We start from the raw sequence: 19,623 nt of genomic DNA on the forward strand, positions 1-19,623 counted from the left end.
ATCCATCATCCAAAAGACGTGGCAAAGTGTCAATTTAAATTTACGGTCTCACCTTGGATGTGTCTACTGGGTCGGAATCACCGTGGGTCGCAGGCGGGGTCGCTGGTTTCAGCCCATAACGAGCCGCCAAATCCCAAACGTGCTGCGGCAGCATGTTTTTGAGGCGCGCTGGCGCTTCGCGGCGCAGGTGCAAGATGGACTCGATGGCCTTCATTTCGACCCGGGCGCGGGCAAACTCCAGACCGCGAGGCCCCACCCGGGGCATGAGCCAGTTGACCAGGGGCTTGATCCAGGCGGGAATGCGCCGCAGAGGCAGCCCCCCGGCGGCGCGCTCGGTGTTGGCCATGAAGCCCCGCACCGGGCCCTCTCGCTTGCCCTTGCTGATGGGGGCGCTGGTGACCAATTGGCCCTGAATACCGTCCAGCACCGCTTGCCCGCGTGCGTTGCGCACCAGCAACCACTGCTGGCCGTGTCCGCCCATGTAACCCACGGTGATGTCGGCCAGCACATTGGTGTAGTCCACGCAGGTGCGGCAAGTCAGCGGGAAAAAGTCGGGTGGCAAGGTGGACAGCGGTAGGTTCAAAAACGGGATCAGGCGTTGGTCACCTTGGTCGGTGCGCACTTCCACCTTGTAATCGGCGCGGAACTCGACGTAGCTGATGTCTTGCGGCCGGTCAGAAATGAGGCCCAAAAACTGGTGAAAGTTTTCTGTTGTGGTGTTGTCCGAGCAGGGCGTGCCAATCACATAAAGTTGCTCCAGCCCCTGCTCGCGTTCAAGCTGCGGCTGGATGGCGCGCAGGGCGTAAATCTGACACGGGATGCCGATCACGGCCAGGCGCTTGTGGCCTTGCGCCAGCGCGGGCTCCACCAGGCTCAGCAGCGGCGCATAGCCCATACGCATGCCTCGGCACTGCGCCATGTCTTGCGCGCGTTTTACCAGTACAGGGCGCGGGCGCCAGCGGTCGTGGGGGTCGGCGGCCATGGCGATCACGGCGTCGACCAGGCCTTGTTCGAGCAGCATTTCGGCCAGGCGGGTGGTGATGCCGGTCCACTGCGCGCCTTGCGCAGGCGGGTCCAGGCGGGCGCTCAGGATCTGTTGGTAAGGCCCGAAAAACAGCTCGTCGGGCTGGGCCTGGTGCGCGGCATTGCTCCGTTGGCGCACGCGGCCATGCACGCGGCGCTCCAGGCACGGGTAATCGGGCTGGATGAACTGGCAAGCCTGGCCGCAGCGCTTGGGGTCATCCGTGCGAGAGAGGCCGCAGTCGGTGCACAGCCTGCGGGCCGGGGCCGCAACGCTTGGCTTGGCCACCGTCGTGCCTCCCTCAACGCCCCACGTTGTGTCGCTCTGGGAGCTCGCGGCTTGCGTGTCCGGCGATGGGCTCAAGGAGAGCGTCTCAGGCTGCGGGGCCATCAGCCTGCAAGCGTGAACGTCATCACGGCGATCAGCCACAAGTGCAAGCCTCCCATCAGAAAGGCCGCCCGCACACCTGTGCCCACCACGACGGCGGGCAACGTGTCCAGCAGCGTGCCGTCTTGCGCGTAATCCATGCTCATGCGGTCATGCTGGCGGGCTGCGCGGAATACCAGCACCAACCACAGCACAAAGCCACCGAAGAAGAGCAAATCGGCCAGGTTGCCGTTCGACAGCAAATGCCCGAGCGCCCAGACCTTGACCGCCAAAGTCATGGGGTGGCGCAGTTTGGCCTTGATATGGTTGCCCGGCAAATAGGTGGCCACCAGCAAGACCATGGCCAGCCACATCAGCAAGATCGTGGCGTGCTGCATGCCGCGTGGCGGTGTCCAGAGCACCACCGGGTCCAGCCGCGCCAGGCCGTCACCTTGCACCAATAGGCAAAAGCCCAGCAGCGACACCGCCGCGTAAACGCCTTTGAACCCCAGCGCGCCCCAGCGGTCGATGACGTTTTGGCGCACTTGGGGGGCTTGGCTTTGCAGGGCATGGACACCCAGAAGCAGTGACAGACCGATGATCAGTTGCAGCATGTCCGAAACTTAGTGCAGCATGAGTAAGGGAGGATTCCAATTTCAGAGTCATTCTGACACGGGAGTGTCCAGCGCGGTTGACATTTGCGACGGGAGAAGTTCCCGTGTGATTTGCTCGGATATCTGGGATTCAAGACAAAATGACTGATCTCGCGCAAAGTAGTTAGTCCGGTATTCTTTGACCATTCTCCTCAGGAAAAATCTATGTCCAATTTTTCAGCCTTTCCCTCGAATCGTCGCGCGTTCATGATGCAGGCCGTGACCGCTGCCTCAGCCGTGATGGTCGTGAGCGAAGCCTCTGCTCAAGCCATGGTGGACGAGAAAGATGCTCAGGCAGCAGGTTTGGGTTACAAAGTTGATGCCACCAAGGTTGACAAAGCCAAGTACCCCACGTTCGCTGCGGGTGCCAACTGCAGCAATTGCGCCTTGTACCAAGGCAAGGCCGGTGCAGCTTCCGGCGGATGCCCCTTGTTTGCCGGCAAGCAAGTGTCGGCCAAGGCTTGGTGCTCGGCTTACGCCAAGAAGGCTTGATGCATGGCTGCTTCCTGAGCAGGGCCTCCCTGTTCAGCGCCCAACCGCCTTCGGGCGGTTTTTTTTGGTCAATCCAGCCCCGTCACCTTTTGCGACCTGACCGGCGTCTGGTAGTTACCCTTGTTTTCAATGGGTTTTCGAATCGTGGAATACACAAAGTGTCAATCTTTCATTACACTTTGGTTTGTCTTCAACCGACCGGAAAGCCTTTCAATGGCGTCTTGGGTACTCACAGCGCTGGACCTAGCCTGCCACAAGGCCCAGCGGACCCTGTTCGAAGGTGTCAGCTTTTCCGTACCCGCAGGCAGCTGGTTGCACATCGAAGGCGGCAACGGCTGCGGCAAGACGAGTTTGTTGCGCATTCTGTGCGGTCTGTCCCGGGCGGCCCGTGGTCAGGTGATCTGGCCTTCTTCCTCTTCACATGACGGCCTATTGTGCCCCGACCGTTCGGTGTTGCATTACATCGGCCATGCCTTGGGCCTCAAACCCGACTTGAGCGCTTGCGACAACCTGTGCCTGGATGCGCAGGTGAGCGGTTTGTCGCTCAGCCCTCAACAGGCTTTGCAGGCGCTGGCGGCGCAGGGCCTGCAAAGCCGGGCGCATTTGCCGGTGCGGGTGCTGTCGCAAGGGCAGCGCCAAGGAGTCGCGCTGGCACGCTTGCGCGCCAGTCCGGCGCGGCTGTGGGTGCTGGACGAACCCCTGGTCGGCCTGGACGCCCAGGCGACCGACACGGCATGCGCCTTGCTCCAGTCGCATGTGGACAAGGGCGGCGCGCTGGTCATGACCAGCCACCACGATGTGCAGTTGCAAGGGCCGGGTGCGCGCTTGCAACTGAGCCGTGGAGGGCGCGCGCCATGAACACCCAAGCCCTGCGGATGTCCGCAAGGACGCCCGCGCTGCCCAGCCCCTGGCTGGCGCTGCGCGGTGTGTTGTGGCGCGATCTGCGGCTGGCGTTGCTGCGCAAATCCGAGTGGTTGGGCGCGGTGTTTTTCTTTGTGCTGGTGGCCGCTTTGTTTCCACTGGCCATTGGCCCCGAGCCCGCCACGCTGCGCCTGATCGGCCCCGGTGTGTTGTGGGTGGCGGCCTTGCTGGCCAGCATGCTGAGTCTGGGCCGCCTGTTTGAGGCCGATCACCAAGATGGCAGCCTGGAGCAGCTGGCCTTGTCGGCCGCGCCCCTTTCTTGGCTGGTGGCGGCCAAATTGTTGGCGCATTGGCTGATCGCGGGCTTGCCTTTGGTGATTTTGTCGCCGCTTTTGGCGCTGCAGTTTGGTCTGGGGCCTGAGGCTTTGGGCATGCTGGCGCTGACACTCTTGATCGGCACGCCCGTGCTGTCCTTGTTGGGTGCGATCGGTGCGGCACTCACGCTGGGTGTGCGCGGCGGCGGTGTGCTGCAGTCGCTTTTGCTCTTGCCCTTGTATGTACCGGTGCTGGTGTTCGGCACGGGTGCGGTCGATGCGCATATGCGTGGTCTGGGCGCGGGCGCGCATGTCTCGGTCTTGCTGGCGCTATTGCTCGGGGCGGCAGCGTTCAGCCCCTGGGCCTGTGCGACGGCTTTGCGCATGGCGCTGGAATGAGGGATTGACCATGAAGCTCTTTCACTACGCTGCACCGCAACACTTTTACCCCCTGGCCTGTCGTCTGTGGCCTTGGCTGGCGCTGCTGGCCTCGGCGCTGGCGTTGGCGGGCTTGTGGCTGGGCTTCATGGTGGCGCCGTCTGACGCGCAGCAGGGCCAGGCCTACCGCATCATTTACATCCATGTGCCCGCATCTTGGGTGGCCATGGTGATTTACCTGGCCATGGCGTTTTGGAGTGTGTTGGGCCTGGTGTTCAACACGCGGTTGTCGGGTCTGATGACTCGGGCACTCGCGCCCACCGGGGCTTTGCTGACCTTTTTGTCGCTCTGGACCGGGGCCTTGTGGGGAAAGCCGATGTGGGGCACCTATTGGGTGTGGGACGCCCGCCTGACCTCGATGCTGATTTTGCTGTTTTTGTATCTGGGCTATATCGCGCTGACCTCGGCGATTGAAGAGCCACGCCGCTCGGACCGAGCCGGGGCCCTGCTGGCGCTGGTGGGTGCGGTGAACGTGCCCATCATCTATTTTTCGGTCGAGTGGTGGAACACCTTGCACCAGGGTGCATCGGTCTCGCTCACGCAATCGCCGCGCATGGCCAGCATCATGCTGAGCGGCATGCTGCTCATGAGCCTGGCCGTCTGGCTATATGCGGCGGCCATCGCCTTGTGGCGTGTACGCAGTTTGATCTTGGTTCGCGACAGCCGTGCCAGGTGGGTGCAGCAACTGCCTGAAGTGTTGGCACATCGCACAAGCCGTGCACATCGTACTTTGCGAGGTGCCGCATGATCTGGCAAAGCGCTTCAGAGTTTTGGGCCATGGGCGGCTACGGCGTTTATGTGTGGGGCAGCATGGGCGTGAGTGCGGCCTTGCTGGCCTTGGAGGTGTGGCTCGCGCGAATCGGCAGACAGCAGGCGCTGGACGAAGTGTGTGAGGCCATGGACGCGGAGGCTCTCGATGCCCAGCCTGCAAGCGCTTTGGAGCCCTCTGTCGTCAGGGCCTCGCGTCCCATTGATTGGAATGCGGGAGCCGCCTCATGAAAAGCCGCCACCAACGCGCTTTGGGCATCGGCTTGGGCTTGCTGCTGCTGTGCGGCGCGGCGTATTTCGTGCTCAACGCCTTTCAGAGCAACCTGGTGTTCTTCTTCACGCCCACGCAGGTGGCGGCGGGTGAAGCGCCTAACGACGGGCATTTTCGCGTGGGCGGTCTGGTCAAGGCGGGCAGCGTCAAACGCCAGGACATGGCGGTTGAATTTGTGGTGACCGACACCCAACGCGAGGTGCCTGTGCGCTACGTGGGCCTGTTGCCCGATTTATTCCAGGAGGGCAAGGGCGTGGTGGCGCAAGGCCGCTTGGACGCAGGCAGCCTGTTTGTGGCCAGCGAGGTGCTGGCCAAGCACGACGAAAACTACATGCCGCCCGAAGCCCAGCACGCGCTGGACGAGGCGGCCAAGGCCCGCGTGGACGCAGGGGCGGTGCGATGACGTGCACCGGGGCAGCCAGGTCCTGTCCCAAGAAAGTCTTGAGCGCCAGGCGCAGAGCGCTTCTCCATGTAGGGACCCACCCTTGTGGGCGATTGGGCGTGGAACACGCCCTGCAAACCATCGCCTACGGCGTAGGCTCCTACAAGGAGCAGCGGCGTGGCGTGCCTGAGGTGCAAACGACAAATGGGCGCGTTCGCGAGACCAACTGGATGGGAGCTATTCATGTGGCCTGAAGTCGGTCACCTGGCCTTGATCATGGCCGCCTGGGTTGCCCTGGCGCAGGCGGTGCTTCCGCTGTGGGGCAGCTTGTCGGCGCGGCGTGCCGCTTGGCAGGCGCTGGCACGGCCTTTGGCGGTCTTGCAACTGGCGCTGATCGTGCTGGCCTTTGGCGCTTTGTGGCACGCGTTTTATGGGCACGATTTCAGCGTCAAGTACGTGGCCCAGCATTCCAACACCTTGCTGCCCACGCCGTATCGCCTGTCGGCCATTTGGGCTGGGCACGAAGGTTCGTTGCTGCTGTGGGCCTTGATGCTGGCGCTGTGGTCGATGGCAGTGGCCACATTTTCCAAGCGCTTGCCGCAGTCGCTGGTGGCGCAGGTGCTGGGCGTGATGGGCTCGGTGTCGGTGGGTTTTCTCGCCTTCATCCTCGCGCTGTCCAACCCATTTGCGCGGCAGTTTCCTGCCCCCGCCGAAGGGCGCGATTTGACGCCGCTGCTGCAAGACCCGGGTCTGGTCATTCATCCGCCCATGCTTTACATGGGTTATGTGGGCATGTCGGTGGCGTTTGCCTTTGCCATGGCGGCGCTGCTGTCGGGTCGGCTCGACGCCGCCTGGGCACGTTGGGCGCGGCCCTGGACGCTTGCGGCCTGGGGCTTTTTGACTCTGGGCATCGCGCTGGGTTCGTGGTGGGCCTATGACGAGCTGGGCTGGGGCGGCTGGTGGTTTTGGGACCCGGTGGAAAACGCCTCGCTCATGCCCTGGCTGGTGGCCACGGCACTCATCCATTCGCTCATGGTCACCGATAAGCGCGGGCAGTTCAAGGCCTGGACGGTGCTCTTGGCCATTGGCGCGTTTTCGCTCAGTTTGCTCGGCACCTTTCTTGTGCGCTCGGGTGTGCTGACCTCGGTACACGCCTTTGCCAGCGACCCGGACCGGGGCGTGTTCATTTTGCTATTTTTGGCCGTGGTGGTGGGCGTGTCGCTGAGCTTGTTTGCCTGGCGCGCACCACAGTGGGCCAATGCCTCGCAACCAGCAGCCGGTTCGCGTGAATCGTTTTTGTTGCTCAACAGCGTGCTGCTGGTGGTGGCCATGGCGGCGGTGCTGCTGGGCACTTTGTACCCACTGATCATCGACGCGCTGAACCTGGGCAAGCTGTCGGTGGGGCCACCGTATTTTGACCGTGTGTTTGTGCCGCTGATGGTGCCGCTGCTGCTGGCCATGGTGCCGGGCACGGTGGTGCCTTGGCATGTGGCGCGCTGGGCGGCGGTGCGCTCGGTTGTGGTGCCAGGGGCCTCGGCACTGTTGCTGGCCAGCGCCTGGGCCACCTGGGGCGGCGCACCAATGGCCGAGGGCGCAACCACATCGGGCAGCTGGCTCACGGTGATGGGCGGCACTCTGGGTGGCTGGATCGCGCTGTCGGGCGCCTGGCAAATCGCGCAGCGCCTGCGCCAACCCGGTGCACCGGGCCGGGCTTGGTGGGGCATGCATGCGGCGCACTGGGGTGTGGCGGTACTGGTGCTGGGCATCACCGGCGTCAAGTCGTTTCAGGTCGAGCGCGATGTGCGGCTGGGCCTGGGCGACTCGGTCACCGTGGCGGGTGTGCGCTACCAACTGATCAGCGTGGACAACCATTTGGGGCCGAACTACCTGGCCTTACGCGCGCAACTCAAGATGTTCGAGGGCGCACCAGGTGACGAGCGCGAGGTGGGCACCCTGCAGCCCGAAAAACGCCGCTATGTGTCCAGCGCCATGCCCACGACCGAGGCCGCAATTGACCGCAACTTGTGGCGAGACCGCTATGTGTCTTTGGGCGAACCCTTGGCGGGCGAGCCGCCGCAATGGCGTTTTCGGGTCGCCCACAAGCCCTTGGTATCTTGGATTTGGCTGGGGGCAATGTTCATGGGCTTGGGTGGAGCGCTGGCCGCTTGGGATCGGCGTTACCGCCAGGGGGCAGTGCAGCGCACGGCCAATGGCGTGACCTTGGGCCGGGCCAGCGTTGCCGGGCAGGTGCAACGGCCATGAGCGGGCTGCGCTCTCAGGGTCAAGCGCCGCGCATGCCGCGCTGGGTGTTCGTGCCGCTGGCGCTGTTCGTGGGCCTGCTTATTTTTTTGGCCGTGAGTCTTAACCGCAGCCCGCATGAAATCCCCTCACCGCTCATCGGGCGGCCCGCACCGGCTTTTCAGTTACCGGTGGTGGGGCGGACTGATGTTTTCAGCGCTGCACAATTCAAAGGCCAAGTCACGTTGGTGAATTTTTGGGCCACCTGGTGCGCGGGTTGCAAAGAGGAGCACCCCATGCTGATGGCGCTCTCGCGCCAGCCGGGCTTGCAGATGGTGGGCTTCAATTACAAGGAGCTGCAGGCCTCGGAACTGTCGGGGCAAGACCCCAAAAATAACGTGCAAGCGCTGCAAAAAGCCACCGCCCGACAGCAGGCATGGCTGCAAAAACACGGTCAGCCCTTTGCTGTGAACCTGCTCGACATGGATGGCCGGGTGGGCATGGACTTTGGTGTCTACGGCTTGCCCGAAACCTATTTGGTCGACCGCGAGGGAGTGGTCCGCTTTAAGCACGCCGGGGCTCTGACGCCCGAGGTGCTGCAGCACAAGTTGCTGCCCCTGATGCGGCGTTTGCAACCATGAGGGCCGCACGCACGTTCTTTTTGGGGGTGGCGTTGGCCTGGCTGCAGACCCAGGCCTTCTGTGCGTCAGAGGGTCAGTCCCTGCAAACCGCCCGCGAAGTGCGCCCGGTGGCCGCGCCTGAGTTACCTGCTGTGTTGCCTGTGGTGGTGTCTGCTGGGGTGGCGGGCCATTCAGCTCGGAGTGAATCGCCCATGGCCCCCGAGGTTCAGACGCGTTGGGAACACATCGCGGCCGAATTGCGCTGCCTGGTATGCCAGAACGAATCGTTGGCCTCGTCGACAGCCGAGCTGGCTGTGGACCTGCGGCACGAAGTGCGGCACCTGATCGAGCAGGGCCAAAGCGACGCCGACATCCGCACCTTCCTGGTCAGCCGCTATGGAGATTTTGTGTTGTACAAGCCCGAGGTCAAGCCTGCGACCTGGTTGCTGTGGTTCGGCCCCTTTGCCTTGCTATTGCTGGCGCTGTGGGTGGCGTTGCGCTCGGTGCGCCGCACACCCCCCTTGCCTGCCCCCTTGACCGACCTCGAACGCGAACGCGTTCGCCAACTGCTGGAGCCCTGATGTCGTTTTTGCCGCCCTGGGTCGGTTTGTTGTTGGCGCTGCTGCTCTTGGGGGCGCTGGCCACCTGGGTGTTGCGGCGCGGCCAGCACCGGCAGGGGGCAGACCTGGTGCAGAACGATGCGGGTAAGGATGTACAGGCCCGGGCCCATCGACGCATTCAGCAGCAGCACTTGGCCGATCTGGACAGCGCTTTGGCCGAAGGCCGCCTGAACGCCAGCCAGCATGCGGCGGCCCGCGACGAGCTGATGCGCCAGGTGCTGGCCGATCAGGCTAAAGGGGGTGCAGCGGTGTCGCCTGGTGGGGATCGGGCAACGGGCCCTGTGCGCTGGGACTGGCTGGTGCTATTGCTCGGTGCGCTCAGTGGCGTGACTTATCTGCAACTGGGTGCTCCGCAGACCTGGTGGCCCGTGCCCTTGAGCCAGCAGGTGCAGATCAGCGCCACCACGCCAGAGCAATTGTCCGATCAAACCCGCGTGTGGCAGCAGGCCACGCAAAAGCGGCCCGATGATGCCCAGGCCTGGCTCACGCTGGCGCGCTTGCAGGCCGCCCAGAACGCGCACGCCCTGGCCGAGCAAGCGTTGGCCCGTGTGCTGGCTCTGTCGCCCGAGCCTGACCTGTGGATCGAGCGTGCGCAGATGAAAGCGCTGAGCGTTGGCGGTGTTTACGCCGGTGAGCCCTGGCAGTGGATTCACAACGTGTTGCGCGAGGAGCCTAGGCACCTGAATGCACTGGTGCTGGCGGGCAGCGCGGCCTGGTCTGAAAAACGGCAAGCGGCCGCGCAAACCTATTGGCAACGCGCCCTGAGCTTGGTACCTGCCGACAGTGAAGCCGCCCAGGATCTGCAACAAGCGCTGGCGCAGGCGCAGGCCGCGTCGCAAGATACCGAGCTGGAGCAGCCGATGGCGTCAGTACCACAAACTGCGTCGGCACCGAGCACCGCTTTGGCGGGCGGCGCCCGGCCCGTCATTCAGGGAGAGGTCCATCTCTCGCCCGAGTTACAAAAACAGATCGCGACAGGCTCGACCTTGTTTGTTTACGCCATGGCCGAAGAAGGCTCGCGCCGTCCGGTGGCCATCTGGCGCGGCACGCCTACGTCCTGGCCCGTTGTGTTTGCCTTGAGCGACAGCATGGGCATGGGTGCGCCCCCGGTCTTGTCATCGCTGGCGCAAGTGCGTTTGGTAGCCCGCATTTCCAAAACCGGATTGGCCCAAAAGCAGGCAGACGATTTTCAGGTCGAATTGCCGGGCGTCAAGACCGGTGTGCAAGGCGTGGTGCTCGACATCACCAGGCGCTGAGCCCTTAGTCAGGCGATAAGCACAGGCACCTGCAGGTGCCTGGGTCAGCCCTGGCGCAGTTTGCGCGAGTGGCTGTGCACCGCCTCCACCAGGGCTGACACATTTTCCGGCGAGGTGAACTGGCTGATGCCGTGACCCAGATTGAAGATGTGCGTGGGGCCGGTGGTCGTGCAGTCGGTGTGTGGGCGGCCAAAGCTGTCGAGCACGCGACGCGCCTCTTTGGCGATCTGCTCGGGTGGGGCGAACAGCACGTTCGGGTCGATGTTGCCTTGGAGGGCTTTGCCGGGACCGCCCACTTGGCCGCCCACCAAGGCGCGGGCACGGCCCAGGTTCATGGCCCAGTCCAGGCCCAGCACATCGCAGTTCAGGCCGGCCATTTCAGGCAGCCACAGGCCGCCGCCTTTGGTGAACACAATGCTGGGAATGCGTTGGCCGTTGTGCTCGGTCTTGAGCTGGCCTAGCACGCGGGCCGTGTAGGCCAAGCTGAATTCCTGGAAAGCGCCATCGGCCAACACACCGCCCCAGCTGTCGAAGATCATGACCGCTTGCGCGCCCGCTTCGATTTGGGTGTTCAGGTACAGGGCCACGGCATCGGCGTTGATTTCCAGAATGCGGTGCATCAGGTCGGGGCGGCTGTACATCAGGGTCTTAACATGGCGGTAGTCGTCCGAGCCCTTGCCCTCGACCATGTAGCAGGCCAGCGTCCAGGGGCTGCCCGAGAAACCGATCAGCGGCACGCGGCCATTGAGCGCCTTGCCGATCGAGGTTACCGCGTCGAACACATAGCGCAGCTTGTTCATGTCGGGCACGGCCAGGTCGCTGACTGCGGCTTCGTCGCGCACGTTTTTGGCAAAGCGCGGGCCTTCACTTTGTGCAAACGACAGGCCCAGGCCCATGGCGTCCGGCACGGTCAAGATGTCGCTGAACAGGATGGCTGCGTCAAAAGCGTAGCGCTCCAGCGGCTGCAAAGTCACCTCGGTGGCGTGGTCGACGCTGGTGGCCAGGCCCATGAAGCTGCCCGCCTTGGCCCGGGTGGCGCAGTACTCAGGCAGATAGCGGCCCGCTTGGCGCATCAGCCAGATGGGGGTGTGGTCGGTGGCTTGGCGCAGGCAGGCACGCAGGAAGCTGTCGTTTTCGAGGGTCATGGAGAGGGCTTTTTCCAGCATCAGCTGGGGTTGCATTGATTGTGTCCACTTTTTTATCTACTTAAAGTGTCAATCCAACTTGACATTTTGTCAAATGCCTGTAGATTCAAGTGCAGATAAGCAAAAAATAAGGCTGGCCATGGACGCCTTGCGGGAATGGATTCAATCTCCGGCTCAACTCAGAGCGCTCCCGCTTGAGCGCTTGCCCGCCTTGGCGAACGAATTGCGACAGCGTCTGATCCAGTCGGTGTCGCAAACCGGCGGTCATTTCAGCTCCAATTTGGGCACCGTGGAATTGACCATTGCCTTGCACTATGTGTACGACACGCCGCAAGACCGTTTGGTGTGGGATGTGGGCCACCAAACCTACGCCCACAAAATGCTGACGGGCCGCATGGACCGGATGCCAACACTGCGTCAACGGGGCGGCTTGAGCGGGTTTCCGCACCGCCAAGAAAGCGTGTACGACGCCTTCGGCACGGCGCATTCCTCCACCAGCATCTCTGCTGCCTTGGGTATGGCCAAGGCCGCCAAGCTCACCGGCAGTCCACGAAAATCGGTGGCCATCATCGGTGACGGCGCCCTGACGGCTGGCATGGCTTATGAGGCCATGAACAATGCAGGCACGAGCGACTGCGACCTGCTGGTGGTGCTCAATGACAACGCCATGTCCATCAGCCCGCCGGTAGGGGCCTTAAACCGCTACCTTGGCGAACTGATGTCTGGCCGTTTTTATGCGCAGGCCAAAAAACTGAGCCAGCAACTCTTGCGCAATGCGCCGCCCTTGTTTGCTTTGGCCAAGCATCTGGAGCAGCAAACGCAACAATTCATTCAACCCGCAACGATTTTCGAAAAACTGGGGCTCACTTACACAGGCCCTGTTGACGGGCACGATGTCTTGAGCCTGGTGCAATCCCTGCAGAAAATTTCAAAAGAAAAAGGACCGCAGTTTTTGCATGTGGTCACCCGCAAAGGCCAGGGATATGCCCGGGCCCAGGCGGATCCTGTGAGTTATCACGGACCGGGTCAATTTGATCCTGCCGTTGGCTTGCAGTCGACGTCATCCGGCAAGCTGACTTTCACGCAGGTTTTTGGTCAATGGCTTTGCGATATGGCCACCCATGATGCGCGCCTGGTCGGCATCACCCCGGCGATGCGCGAAGGCTCGGGCATGGTGGCTTTCAGTCAACGCTTTCCTGAGCGGTACCACGATGTGGGCATCGCCGAACAACACGCGGTGACTTTTGCTGCAGGCTTGGCCTGTGAGGGCCTCAAGCCGGTGGTGGCAATCTACTCGACCTTTTTGCAACGGGCCTACGATCAATTGATCCATGACGTGGCTTTGCAGAAGTTGCCCGTGGTCTTCGCCCTGGACCGTGCTGGACTGGTCGGCTCCGATGGCCCGACACACGCTGGCATGTTTGACATCGCTTTCACCCGCTGCATTCCGAACATGAGTGTGGCTTGTCCGGCCGACGAAAACGAATGTCGTCAATTGCTGAGCACGGCTTATGCGCAGGATCATCCGGTCACAGTGCGCTACCCCAGGGGCGCCGGCATCGGTGCAAAGGTGCAAGGAGATTTGCAAGCATTGCCTTTTGGGCGGGCTGAAATTTGTCGGCAGGGTCGGGGCGTTGCCATCCTCGCCTTCGGCCCCTTGCTCTATGAAGCCCTCAAAGCGGCCGAGAGTTTGGACGCGACGGTCGTCAACATGCGTTGGGCGAAACCACTGGACCTGGTCATGCTCCAGCAGGTGGCACAGCAGCATGAGCGCTTCATCACGCTGGAAGACGGAGCGCGCATGGGCGGTGCCGGCGCCGCTGTGCTAGAAGCCTTGCAGGACCTGGGAATCCATAAACCCGTGTTGGTCATGGGTTTTGAAGACGCCTTCACGGAACATGGCGATCCGAAAGAGTTGATGGCGTACTACGGGCTCACAGCTGCAGGCATTCACCAGCGCATGGCCCAGGTTTGGCCCGAGCTCTACGTCACACCCATGCTCAGAAACGTAGTTTGAATGGCTGTCTGGACACTGGGCCTGAATCACCGCACCGCGCCCATTGATCTGCGCGAGCGTTTTGCCTTTGCCTCCGACCAACTGGTGTTGTCACTGCAAGGCTTGCGTCGCAGTCTGGATACACACAAAGAAGTGGCCATTTTGTCTACCTGCAACCGCACTGAAATTTACTGTGCGGGAGAACAAGTGCAGTGGCGGCAAACGCTTAAATGGTTAGCTGACACGGGCAAGGCACAGGTCGACAGCTTGCAGTCCCACATTTATCGACTGGAAGGCGATGCCTCGGCAAGGCACGCCTTCAGAGTGGCTAGCGGGCTGGATTCCATGGTTTTGGGGGAGTCGCAAATACTGGGTCAATTCAAGGATGCGGTTCGCTTGGCGGCTGACTCAGGTGCCCTGGGCACCACCTTGAATCAGTTGTTCCAGCGTTCCTTTGCGGTGGCCAAAGAAGTGCGCACCGCTACGGACATCGGCGCCCACTCCATCAGCATGGCTGCAGCGAGTGTTCGCCTGGCGAGTCAGATTTTTGAGAGCATCAAGGATGCCCATGTCCTGTTCGTTGGGGCCGGTGAAATGATCGAACTGTGCGTGGCGCACTTTGCGGCCAAATCGCCCCGATCGATCACGATCGCCAACCGCTCATCAGACAGAGCGGACCTGTTGGCGGCCGTGCACGGTGGACGCAGCATCGCCTTGGCCGACTTGCCAGCGCGGTTGCCGGAATTTGATGTGGTCATCAGTTGTACCGCCAGCACCTTGCCCCTCATCGGTCTGGGCGCTGTGCAGCGGGCACTGCGTGCCCGCAAAAACCGGCCCATTTTCATGGTGGATCTGGCGGTGCCGCGCGACATTGAGCCGGAAGTCAAAAACTTGTCAGGGGTGTACCTGTACACGGTTGACGACCTCAAGCAGGTCATTCAGAGCGGCCAATCCTACCGCCAAGAGGCGGTGGCTGAAGCGGAAATCATCATTGACCAAGGGGTCCATAAATTCATGGCCTGGTTGGAGCAGCGCAGCCATGTTCCCTTGATTCAGGAATTGAATCTCCAGGCGGACGCTTGGCGCCAAACCGAGCTGAGTCGTGCGCGCAAACGCTTGGAAAAGGGCGATTCAGTGGACAGCGTGCTGGAGTCATTGTCCATGGGGTTGGTGAAAAAAATGCTCAACGGACCCTTGCGCGAATTGAATCACCCCAGCAGTGACCAGCGAGAAAAATCGCTTGTGGCGGTCAAGCAATTCTTTTTAAACGACTGAACGGCGAAAAGCCGCAGTCCGCGAAGACGCCGTCCCCTCAGTTCGGGCACCTATGGTGCTGCTCAGGATGCATGTGGAGTGCCAGGGACGGCCAGTCAACTTTAAGAGCTACCAAAAGCTACGTTTTCAGAAGCGAAACCGCCCACGCAGAGGGGACTTGTAGTGAGTTAGCGCTCCGTTGAAATCGGAAGTTCATACCGCGCATAGGATGACCGCCCAATCTCGACGACGCTGTGGAGAGTGAAACCAAACTCCTCATACAGATTTCGCAGACCTTGACGATCAGCGACACAGTCCAGGCGCAGATAGGCTCTTCCAAAATGCCGGGCTAGATCCACCGCATACGAAAGCAGCTGTTTCGATACGCCTCGTTTTGCCCAAGCTCGACGGACGGCAAGCTTGTGAACATAAGCCGAGGTAGTGGGCTGAACTTCAGGCCAAAAATGAAAGTCTTCCAGCTCGAACTTCATGACTCCCGCAGCTCGCACCCCATCGTAGGCAATATAAAAAAGGCCGTTGCTCGTATCCCGCAGAATGCGCATTTCACTGATTTCCGCGTCGGACCACAGAGGGCGGCCGCCGACAGAAAGCCACTGGGCGGCCTCTTTCAGAACCGAGGCAATTAGAGGCGCATCACAGGACTGAGCGATTTGTATATTCAGCTTAGCCATTCTTTAGAGTCAGAGCTTCTTGCCACTACTCCCGGCACGCATGGTGCTGGCCATGCCAACCACCACCGTCTGCAACGCTACCTCAATAACGCATAGTGCTAACGCATAGTGCTAACGCATAGTGCAGGCGGAAGAGGTCGCGAGACCAAATGCTCTATCCAGCAGCTCCGGAGGCTCATCGACTGTTCGGCTGTCGTCAGCGAGGCACCCACGATGATTCCTAACGCGCAGACTGTGAAGCCTGTTTTCATGGCGGCTATTTGTCGATGAGTGCAAGCACCGCCGGGCCCAGAAAAAGGGCCGCCAATACCAGCACAATAGGCAGACCAACAACCAGCCAAATCATCAATTGCCCCTCTCTCTTGAAATGGTGATTGATGCCCTGTGACTCAGCCGTAGCGGCTGACTCTTCATGCGAATCGCTGGAGTGGCTCACAAAACTCCTTCCTTGGAAGTCATCTGATCGATATCGACGAATGCTGAACGACGGCTCTGGCAGGTTGGCTTGATTTTTCTCCCTAATACCTACTAGCCCAAAAGTGGCCCCCCACCGAGGGTCAGCCTACCACGGCCGCAGGGCTCTTGTTGCGAACGGTGTCGCCGAGTCCACGATGTTTGGCCACCTACCGGCCCGGATGCGGTGATAGCACGGCCGATAGCGCTCATCGCCTATGCGTTGGGACAGCACAGCAGTCACCGCCAGGGACTCGGCCCGCGCCCACCGTTCATGCCAACCTCGCCGAGGCTCCCACCACGCACCTTACCACTCCAGGCGCAGCGCGGAGCTTCGACAAACTCGGTCCGAACGGCGGGTGGCCCAGCCTGACCGTCATCAGTGCGTCAGCCCCGCACGCGCTCCAGCAGCCCGGCGGTGGAAGCATCCAGCCCCGTGGCATCTCCGCTCGCCAGCCGCGCCTCAATGTCTTTGGCCAACACCTTGCCCAGTTCCACACCCCACTGGTCAAAACTGTTGATGCCCCACAGGCAGCCGCTGACAAACACGCGGTGTTCCTGAAGCGCAATCAATGCTCCCAGCGATGCGGGACTGAGTTCATCCAGCAGCAAAAAGGTGCTGGGCCGGTTGCCGGGGAAGTGGCGGTGCCCATCGGCATCGTTGACCCTGCCCACCATCAGTGCCTGAGCCTGGGCCAGGGCGTTGGCCAGCAGCTTGCCCTGGTGGCCGGGCAGTGGGTGCGTGGGCTGGCGAACGGCGATGAACTCCAGCGGCACCACGTCGGTTCCCTGGTGCAGCATCTGGAAGAACGCGTGCTGGCCGTTGGTGCCGGGCTCGCCCCACAGCACGGGCGATGTGGCATACGGCAGCGTACGGCCCTGCTGGTCCACGCGCTTGCCGTTGCTTTCCATCTCCAGCTGTTGCAGGTAGGCTGGCAGGCGCCGCAGGGCAGCGTGGTAAGGGGCAATGCAGCGGCTGGCAAAGCCGTGGAAGTTGCGGTACCAAACATCCAGCAGACCCATGCGCACGGGCAGGTTTTGCACCAGCGGCGCGTTGCGAAAGTGCTCGTCCATGGCATGCGCACCCGCTAGAAACTCGCGGAACCGCTTGGTGCCAATGGAAATCGCCAGCGGCAGGCCGATGGCCGACCACAGCGAGTAGCGCCCCCCCACCCAGTCCCAAAAGCCGAAGGTGGTGTTGATACCCGTCTCGCGCGCCGCGTCTACGTTGGTCGTGAGCGCCGCAAAGTGGCGGGCCACGTCGGTGCCACCATGCGCGTCAAACCATGCGCGTGCCGAAGCGGCATTGGTCATGGTCTCGGCGGTGCTGAAGGTCTTTGACGCGATGAGAAACAGCGTGCTGTGCGGCCGCAGGCCCCGCACAACGCTGTGCAGCTCGTGCCCGTCCACGTTGGACACAAAGTGCAGCCGCTTGGTCGGAGCGCGGAACTCCTCCAGCGCCAGCACGGCCATGTGCGGGCCCAGGTCTGATCCACCGATGCCGATGTTCACGATGTCGGTGATAGCGTCATCGCCGCGCACGGCTTCGGCATAGGCCAGCATGGCATCGAGCGTGCCGTGCACCTGGGCAAGCTTTGCGGCGACTTCGGGTCCATCGCCCGGCAACGCCAGCCCGGCCGGGCGGCGCAGCAGCGTGTGCAGCACGGCGCGCCCCTCGGTATGGTTGATGGGCTGGCCGCTGAGCATGGCATCGCGATGCTGCGCCAGGCCGCAGGCCGGCGCCATTTCAAGCAACAGGGCCTCGGTGGTGCTGTCCCACAGATTCTTCGACAAGTCTGCAAACACATGGGGCGACTGCTGGCTGAAATCCGCGAACCGCCCCGCTTGGGTAGCAAAGGCATCGCGCAGATCGAAATGGCGTGCGCGGCGGGCAAAGTCGGCCTGCAGTTCGGGCCACTGGGGGGTCTGGTCGCAACGGAGGTGCATGGCGAATACGGATTCTTCAGGACGGGCGCATAGTAACTCGATTACATGTTTTGGCAAAGTTTTCTTGCGAGAATGGCATCGATAATCACTTCCCCTGCGAAGAGCTACACAATTTTATGTAACATGATTACAATTAAAAGCCGCAATCCTCACCATGACACTGGAGTTGGAGACCCCATGAGTTTTGACCTTGTCCTGTTTGGCGGAACCGGCGACCTGGCCTGGCGCAAGCTGATGCCAGCGCTTTTCCAGGCCTTCCGCCACGGGACGCTGCCTGCGGGGGGCCGCATCATTGCCGTGGCCCGCGACGACCTGAGCGACGAACAATACCGCAACCTGATCCGTTCGCGGTTTGATCGCGTGGAACTGGCCAAGCGCCCGGCCCCCGAAGAGTTCGAGCAGTTTGCCGCGTTGCTGCACTATCTGCGCATGGACCTGTCACAAACGCAGGATTACGAACGCCTGGCCGCCATGCTCAAAGAGCGTGCGGCCGCATCGGTGGTGATGTATGTGGCCACGGCGCCCAGCCTTTTCACCAACGTGTGCGAGCAGATCGCCGCTGTGGGCTTGAACGGCCCCACCACGCGCGTGGTGCTGGAAAAACCGCTGGGGCACGACTTGCGCTCCAACCAGTCCATCAACGAGACGCTGCGCCGGGTGCTCAAGGAGGAACAAGTATTCCGCATTGACCACTACCTGGGCAAGCCCTCGGTGCAAAACTTGTTTGCCATGCGATTTGGAAACGCGCTGTTCGAGCCACTGTGGAGGCGCGAACACATTGCCAACATCCAGATCACCATCGCCGAGGAACTGGGCGTGGAGTCGCGTGGCGCTTTCTATGACCAGACCGGTGCCCTTCGTGACATGGTGCAAAACCATGCGCTGCAGCTGCTGTGCGCCATTGGCATGGAACCCCCTATCAACTCGGGCGCCAACGCCATCCGTGATGAAAAGCTCAAGGTACTGCAGTCGCTCAAGCCCTGGAGCATGGAAAACATCGGCCAGCATGTGATCCGCGGGCAGTACGCTGCGGGCAATGCGCATGGTCTGCAGGTGCCTGGCTACCAGCAAGAAAAGGGGGTGGCTGAAGGCAGTACGACGGAAACATTTGTCGCCCTGCGGACCGAGATTTCGAACTGGCGCTGGGCGGGTGTGCCGTTTTATATCCGCACCGGCAAGCGGCTGGCGGGGCGCGATGCGCACATCGTCGTCAACTTCAAGCCCGTGCCGCACCCGATCTTCAAGACGGCTGCGGGCGCGGCCAACCGACTGGTGATCAACCTGCAGCCCAAGGACGGGCTGGAGTTGCACCTGATGGCCCAGGGCGCGGCGCAGCACCAGACCGAGCCAGCGCTTTCGCAGGTGCACCTGAACCTGGACTTTGACCAGCGCTTTGGCACGGAGCGCGTGGGTGCCTATGAGCGGCTGCTGCTCGACGTGATTGCCGGCCGCCTGAACCTGTTCGTACGCAGCGACGAACAGGAAGAAGCCTGGCGCTGGGTGGAGCCCGTGCTGCAGTACTGGAAGAACGACCCGGCAGGCCCGCGGCCGTATGCGCCGGGCACCTGGGGCCCAAGCGCCGCCAGCGCCATGATCGCGCGCGACGGCCACTGCTGGAGCGAGGAGATGTGAGCTGCCTGCAGGCCTGCCCCGCAAATGCGGTCCGGCCTGCGCAGCCCATGGCCTGGCGGGATCCCGGCCGCACTCATCTTGGCGGCTTCGCGTGAACAGTCCTCAGCGCTGCTGTGGATGAAGCGCGTGCAAGGCAAACTTCGCGACGGATGCCCTGTGAGCGCGTGCATGTTGGTCCGCCGAGCGGGCGATTCGCAAGCATGC

Annotated in this window: 19 protein-coding genes; 13 read left to right on the forward strand and 6 right to left on the reverse strand. The window is 62.1% G+C overall.

What is annotated here, in order from left to right; genetic code table 11:
- Positions 1-40: 40 nt before the first annotated feature.
- The gene (locus ACK543_RS13445) at positions 41-1,384 is read right to left on the reverse strand and encodes a Coenzyme F420 hydrogenase/dehydrogenase, beta subunit C-terminal domain (RefSeq protein ID WP_409943348.1); all 1,344 of its coding nucleotides are present in this window, start codon (positions 1,382-1,384) and stop codon (positions 41-43) included.
- Between the two features lie 26 nt (positions 1,385-1,410).
- Positions 1,411-2,001 (reverse strand): NnrU family protein, encoded by a 591-nt coding sequence (locus ACK543_RS13450; RefSeq protein ID WP_409943349.1) that lies wholly within the window; start codon positions 1,999-2,001, stop codon positions 1,411-1,413.
- 204 nt (positions 2,002-2,205) lie between these two features.
- On the opposite strand from ACK543_RS13450, the gene ACK543_RS13455 reads away from it, so the two are divergent.
- From ACK543_RS13455 to ccmI, 10 genes are all read left to right on the forward strand, one after another.
- Positions 2,206-2,532, forward strand: coding sequence for a high-potential iron-sulfur protein (locus tag ACK543_RS13455; protein ID WP_409943350.1), 327 nt, complete (start codon positions 2,206-2,208; stop codon positions 2,530-2,532).
- A gap of 213 nt (positions 2,533-2,745) precedes the next feature.
- Complete coding sequence (ccmA, locus tag ACK543_RS13460; protein ID WP_409943351.1) at positions 2,746-3,390, forward strand: cytochrome c biogenesis heme-transporting ATPase CcmA; 645 nt, start codon at positions 2,746-2,748, stop codon at positions 3,388-3,390.
- Between the two features lie 17 nt (positions 3,391-3,407).
- The gene (gene ccmB, locus ACK543_RS13465) at positions 3,408-4,106 is read left to right on the forward strand and encodes a heme exporter protein CcmB (protein ID WP_409943377.1); all 699 of its coding nucleotides are present in this window, start codon (positions 3,408-3,410) and stop codon (positions 4,104-4,106) included.
- Between the two features lie 10 nt (positions 4,107-4,116).
- On the forward strand, positions 4,117-4,893 hold the full coding sequence (ccmC, locus tag ACK543_RS13470; RefSeq protein WP_409943352.1) for a heme ABC transporter permease CcmC: 777 nt from the start codon (positions 4,117-4,119) through the stop codon (positions 4,891-4,893).
- Positions 4,890-5,144 (forward strand): heme exporter protein CcmD, encoded by a 255-nt coding sequence (gene ccmD / locus ACK543_RS13475; RefSeq protein ID WP_409943353.1) that lies wholly within the window; start codon positions 4,890-4,892, stop codon positions 5,142-5,144. The genes ccmC and ccmD overlap by 4 nt, the downstream gene beginning before the upstream one ends.
- Positions 5,141-5,587: a cytochrome c maturation protein CcmE gene (gene ccmE, locus ACK543_RS13480; RefSeq protein WP_409943354.1), complete on the forward strand. Its 447-nt coding sequence runs from the start codon at positions 5,141-5,143 to the stop codon at positions 5,585-5,587. The genes ccmD and ccmE overlap by 4 nt, the downstream gene beginning before the upstream one ends.
- 222 nt (positions 5,588-5,809) lie before the next feature.
- Positions 5,810-7,828 carry a heme lyase CcmF/NrfE family subunit gene (locus tag ACK543_RS13485; RefSeq protein WP_409943355.1) on the forward strand — a complete coding sequence of 673 codons (2,019 nt, stop codon included), beginning with the start codon at positions 5,810-5,812 and terminating at the stop codon, positions 7,826-7,828.
- Entirely contained in the window at positions 7,825-8,445 is a 621-nt protein-coding gene (locus ACK543_RS13490) for a DsbE family thiol:disulfide interchange protein (protein ID WP_409943356.1), read from the forward strand. The genes ACK543_RS13485 and ACK543_RS13490 overlap by 4 nt, the downstream gene beginning before the upstream one ends.
- Positions 8,442-9,005 carry a cytochrome c-type biogenesis protein CcmH gene (locus ACK543_RS13495; protein ID WP_409943357.1) on the forward strand — a complete coding sequence of 188 codons (564 nt, stop codon included), beginning with the start codon at positions 8,442-8,444 and terminating at the stop codon, positions 9,003-9,005. The genes ACK543_RS13490 and ACK543_RS13495 overlap by 4 nt, the downstream gene beginning before the upstream one ends.
- Positions 9,005-10,300, forward strand: coding sequence for a c-type cytochrome biogenesis protein CcmI (gene ccmI / locus ACK543_RS13500; RefSeq protein WP_409943358.1), 1,296 nt, complete (start codon positions 9,005-9,007; stop codon positions 10,298-10,300). The genes ACK543_RS13495 and ccmI overlap by 1 nt, the downstream gene beginning before the upstream one ends.
- Before the next feature lie 44 nt (positions 10,301-10,344).
- On the opposite strand, the gene hemE is transcribed toward ccmI, so the two are convergent.
- A complete protein-coding gene (hemE, locus tag ACK543_RS13505; RefSeq protein WP_409943359.1) occupies positions 10,345-11,481 on the reverse strand; it encodes a uroporphyrinogen decarboxylase in 1,137 nt (378 codons plus the stop codon).
- A gap of 103 nt (positions 11,482-11,584) precedes the next feature.
- On the opposite strand from hemE, the gene dxs reads away from it, so the two are divergent.
- The gene (dxs, locus tag ACK543_RS13510; protein ID WP_409943378.1) at positions 11,585-13,462 is read left to right on the forward strand and encodes a 1-deoxy-D-xylulose-5-phosphate synthase; all 1,878 of its coding nucleotides are present in this window, start codon (positions 11,585-11,587) and stop codon (positions 13,460-13,462) included.
- Complete coding sequence (gene hemA, locus ACK543_RS13515) at positions 13,463-14,716, forward strand: glutamyl-tRNA reductase (protein ID WP_409943360.1); 1,254 nt, start codon at positions 13,463-13,465, stop codon at positions 14,714-14,716.
- Positions 14,717-14,883: 167 nt separating this feature from the next.
- Here hemA and ACK543_RS13520 read toward each other — a convergent pair whose 3' ends face one another.
- From ACK543_RS13520 to pgi, 3 genes are all read right to left on the reverse strand, one after another.
- Positions 14,884-15,387 carry a GNAT family N-acetyltransferase gene (locus ACK543_RS13520; RefSeq protein ID WP_409943361.1) on the reverse strand — a complete coding sequence of 168 codons (504 nt, stop codon included), beginning with the start codon at positions 15,385-15,387 and terminating at the stop codon, positions 14,884-14,886.
- 256 nt (positions 15,388-15,643) lie between these two features.
- Positions 15,644-15,823: a hypothetical protein gene (locus tag ACK543_RS13525; protein ID WP_409943362.1), complete on the reverse strand. Its 180-nt coding sequence runs from the start codon at positions 15,821-15,823 to the stop codon at positions 15,644-15,646.
- A gap of 404 nt (positions 15,824-16,227) precedes the next feature.
- On the reverse strand, positions 16,228-17,787 hold the full coding sequence (pgi, locus tag ACK543_RS13530; RefSeq protein ID WP_409943363.1) for a glucose-6-phosphate isomerase: 1,560 nt from the start codon (positions 17,785-17,787) through the stop codon (positions 16,228-16,230).
- 177 nt (positions 17,788-17,964) lie between these two features.
- Here pgi and zwf point away from each other — a divergent pair, with 177 nt between their 5' ends.
- The gene (gene zwf / locus ACK543_RS13535; RefSeq protein WP_409943364.1) at positions 17,965-19,419 is read left to right on the forward strand and encodes a glucose-6-phosphate dehydrogenase; all 1,455 of its coding nucleotides are present in this window, start codon (positions 17,965-17,967) and stop codon (positions 19,417-19,419) included.
- Positions 19,420-19,623 lie beyond the last annotated feature (204 nt).

The organism is Acidovorax sp. (assembly GCF_046341535.1).
In the GTDB taxonomy this organism is placed as follows: Bacteria; Pseudomonadota; Gammaproteobacteria; order Burkholderiales; family Burkholderiaceae_C; genus Acidovorax.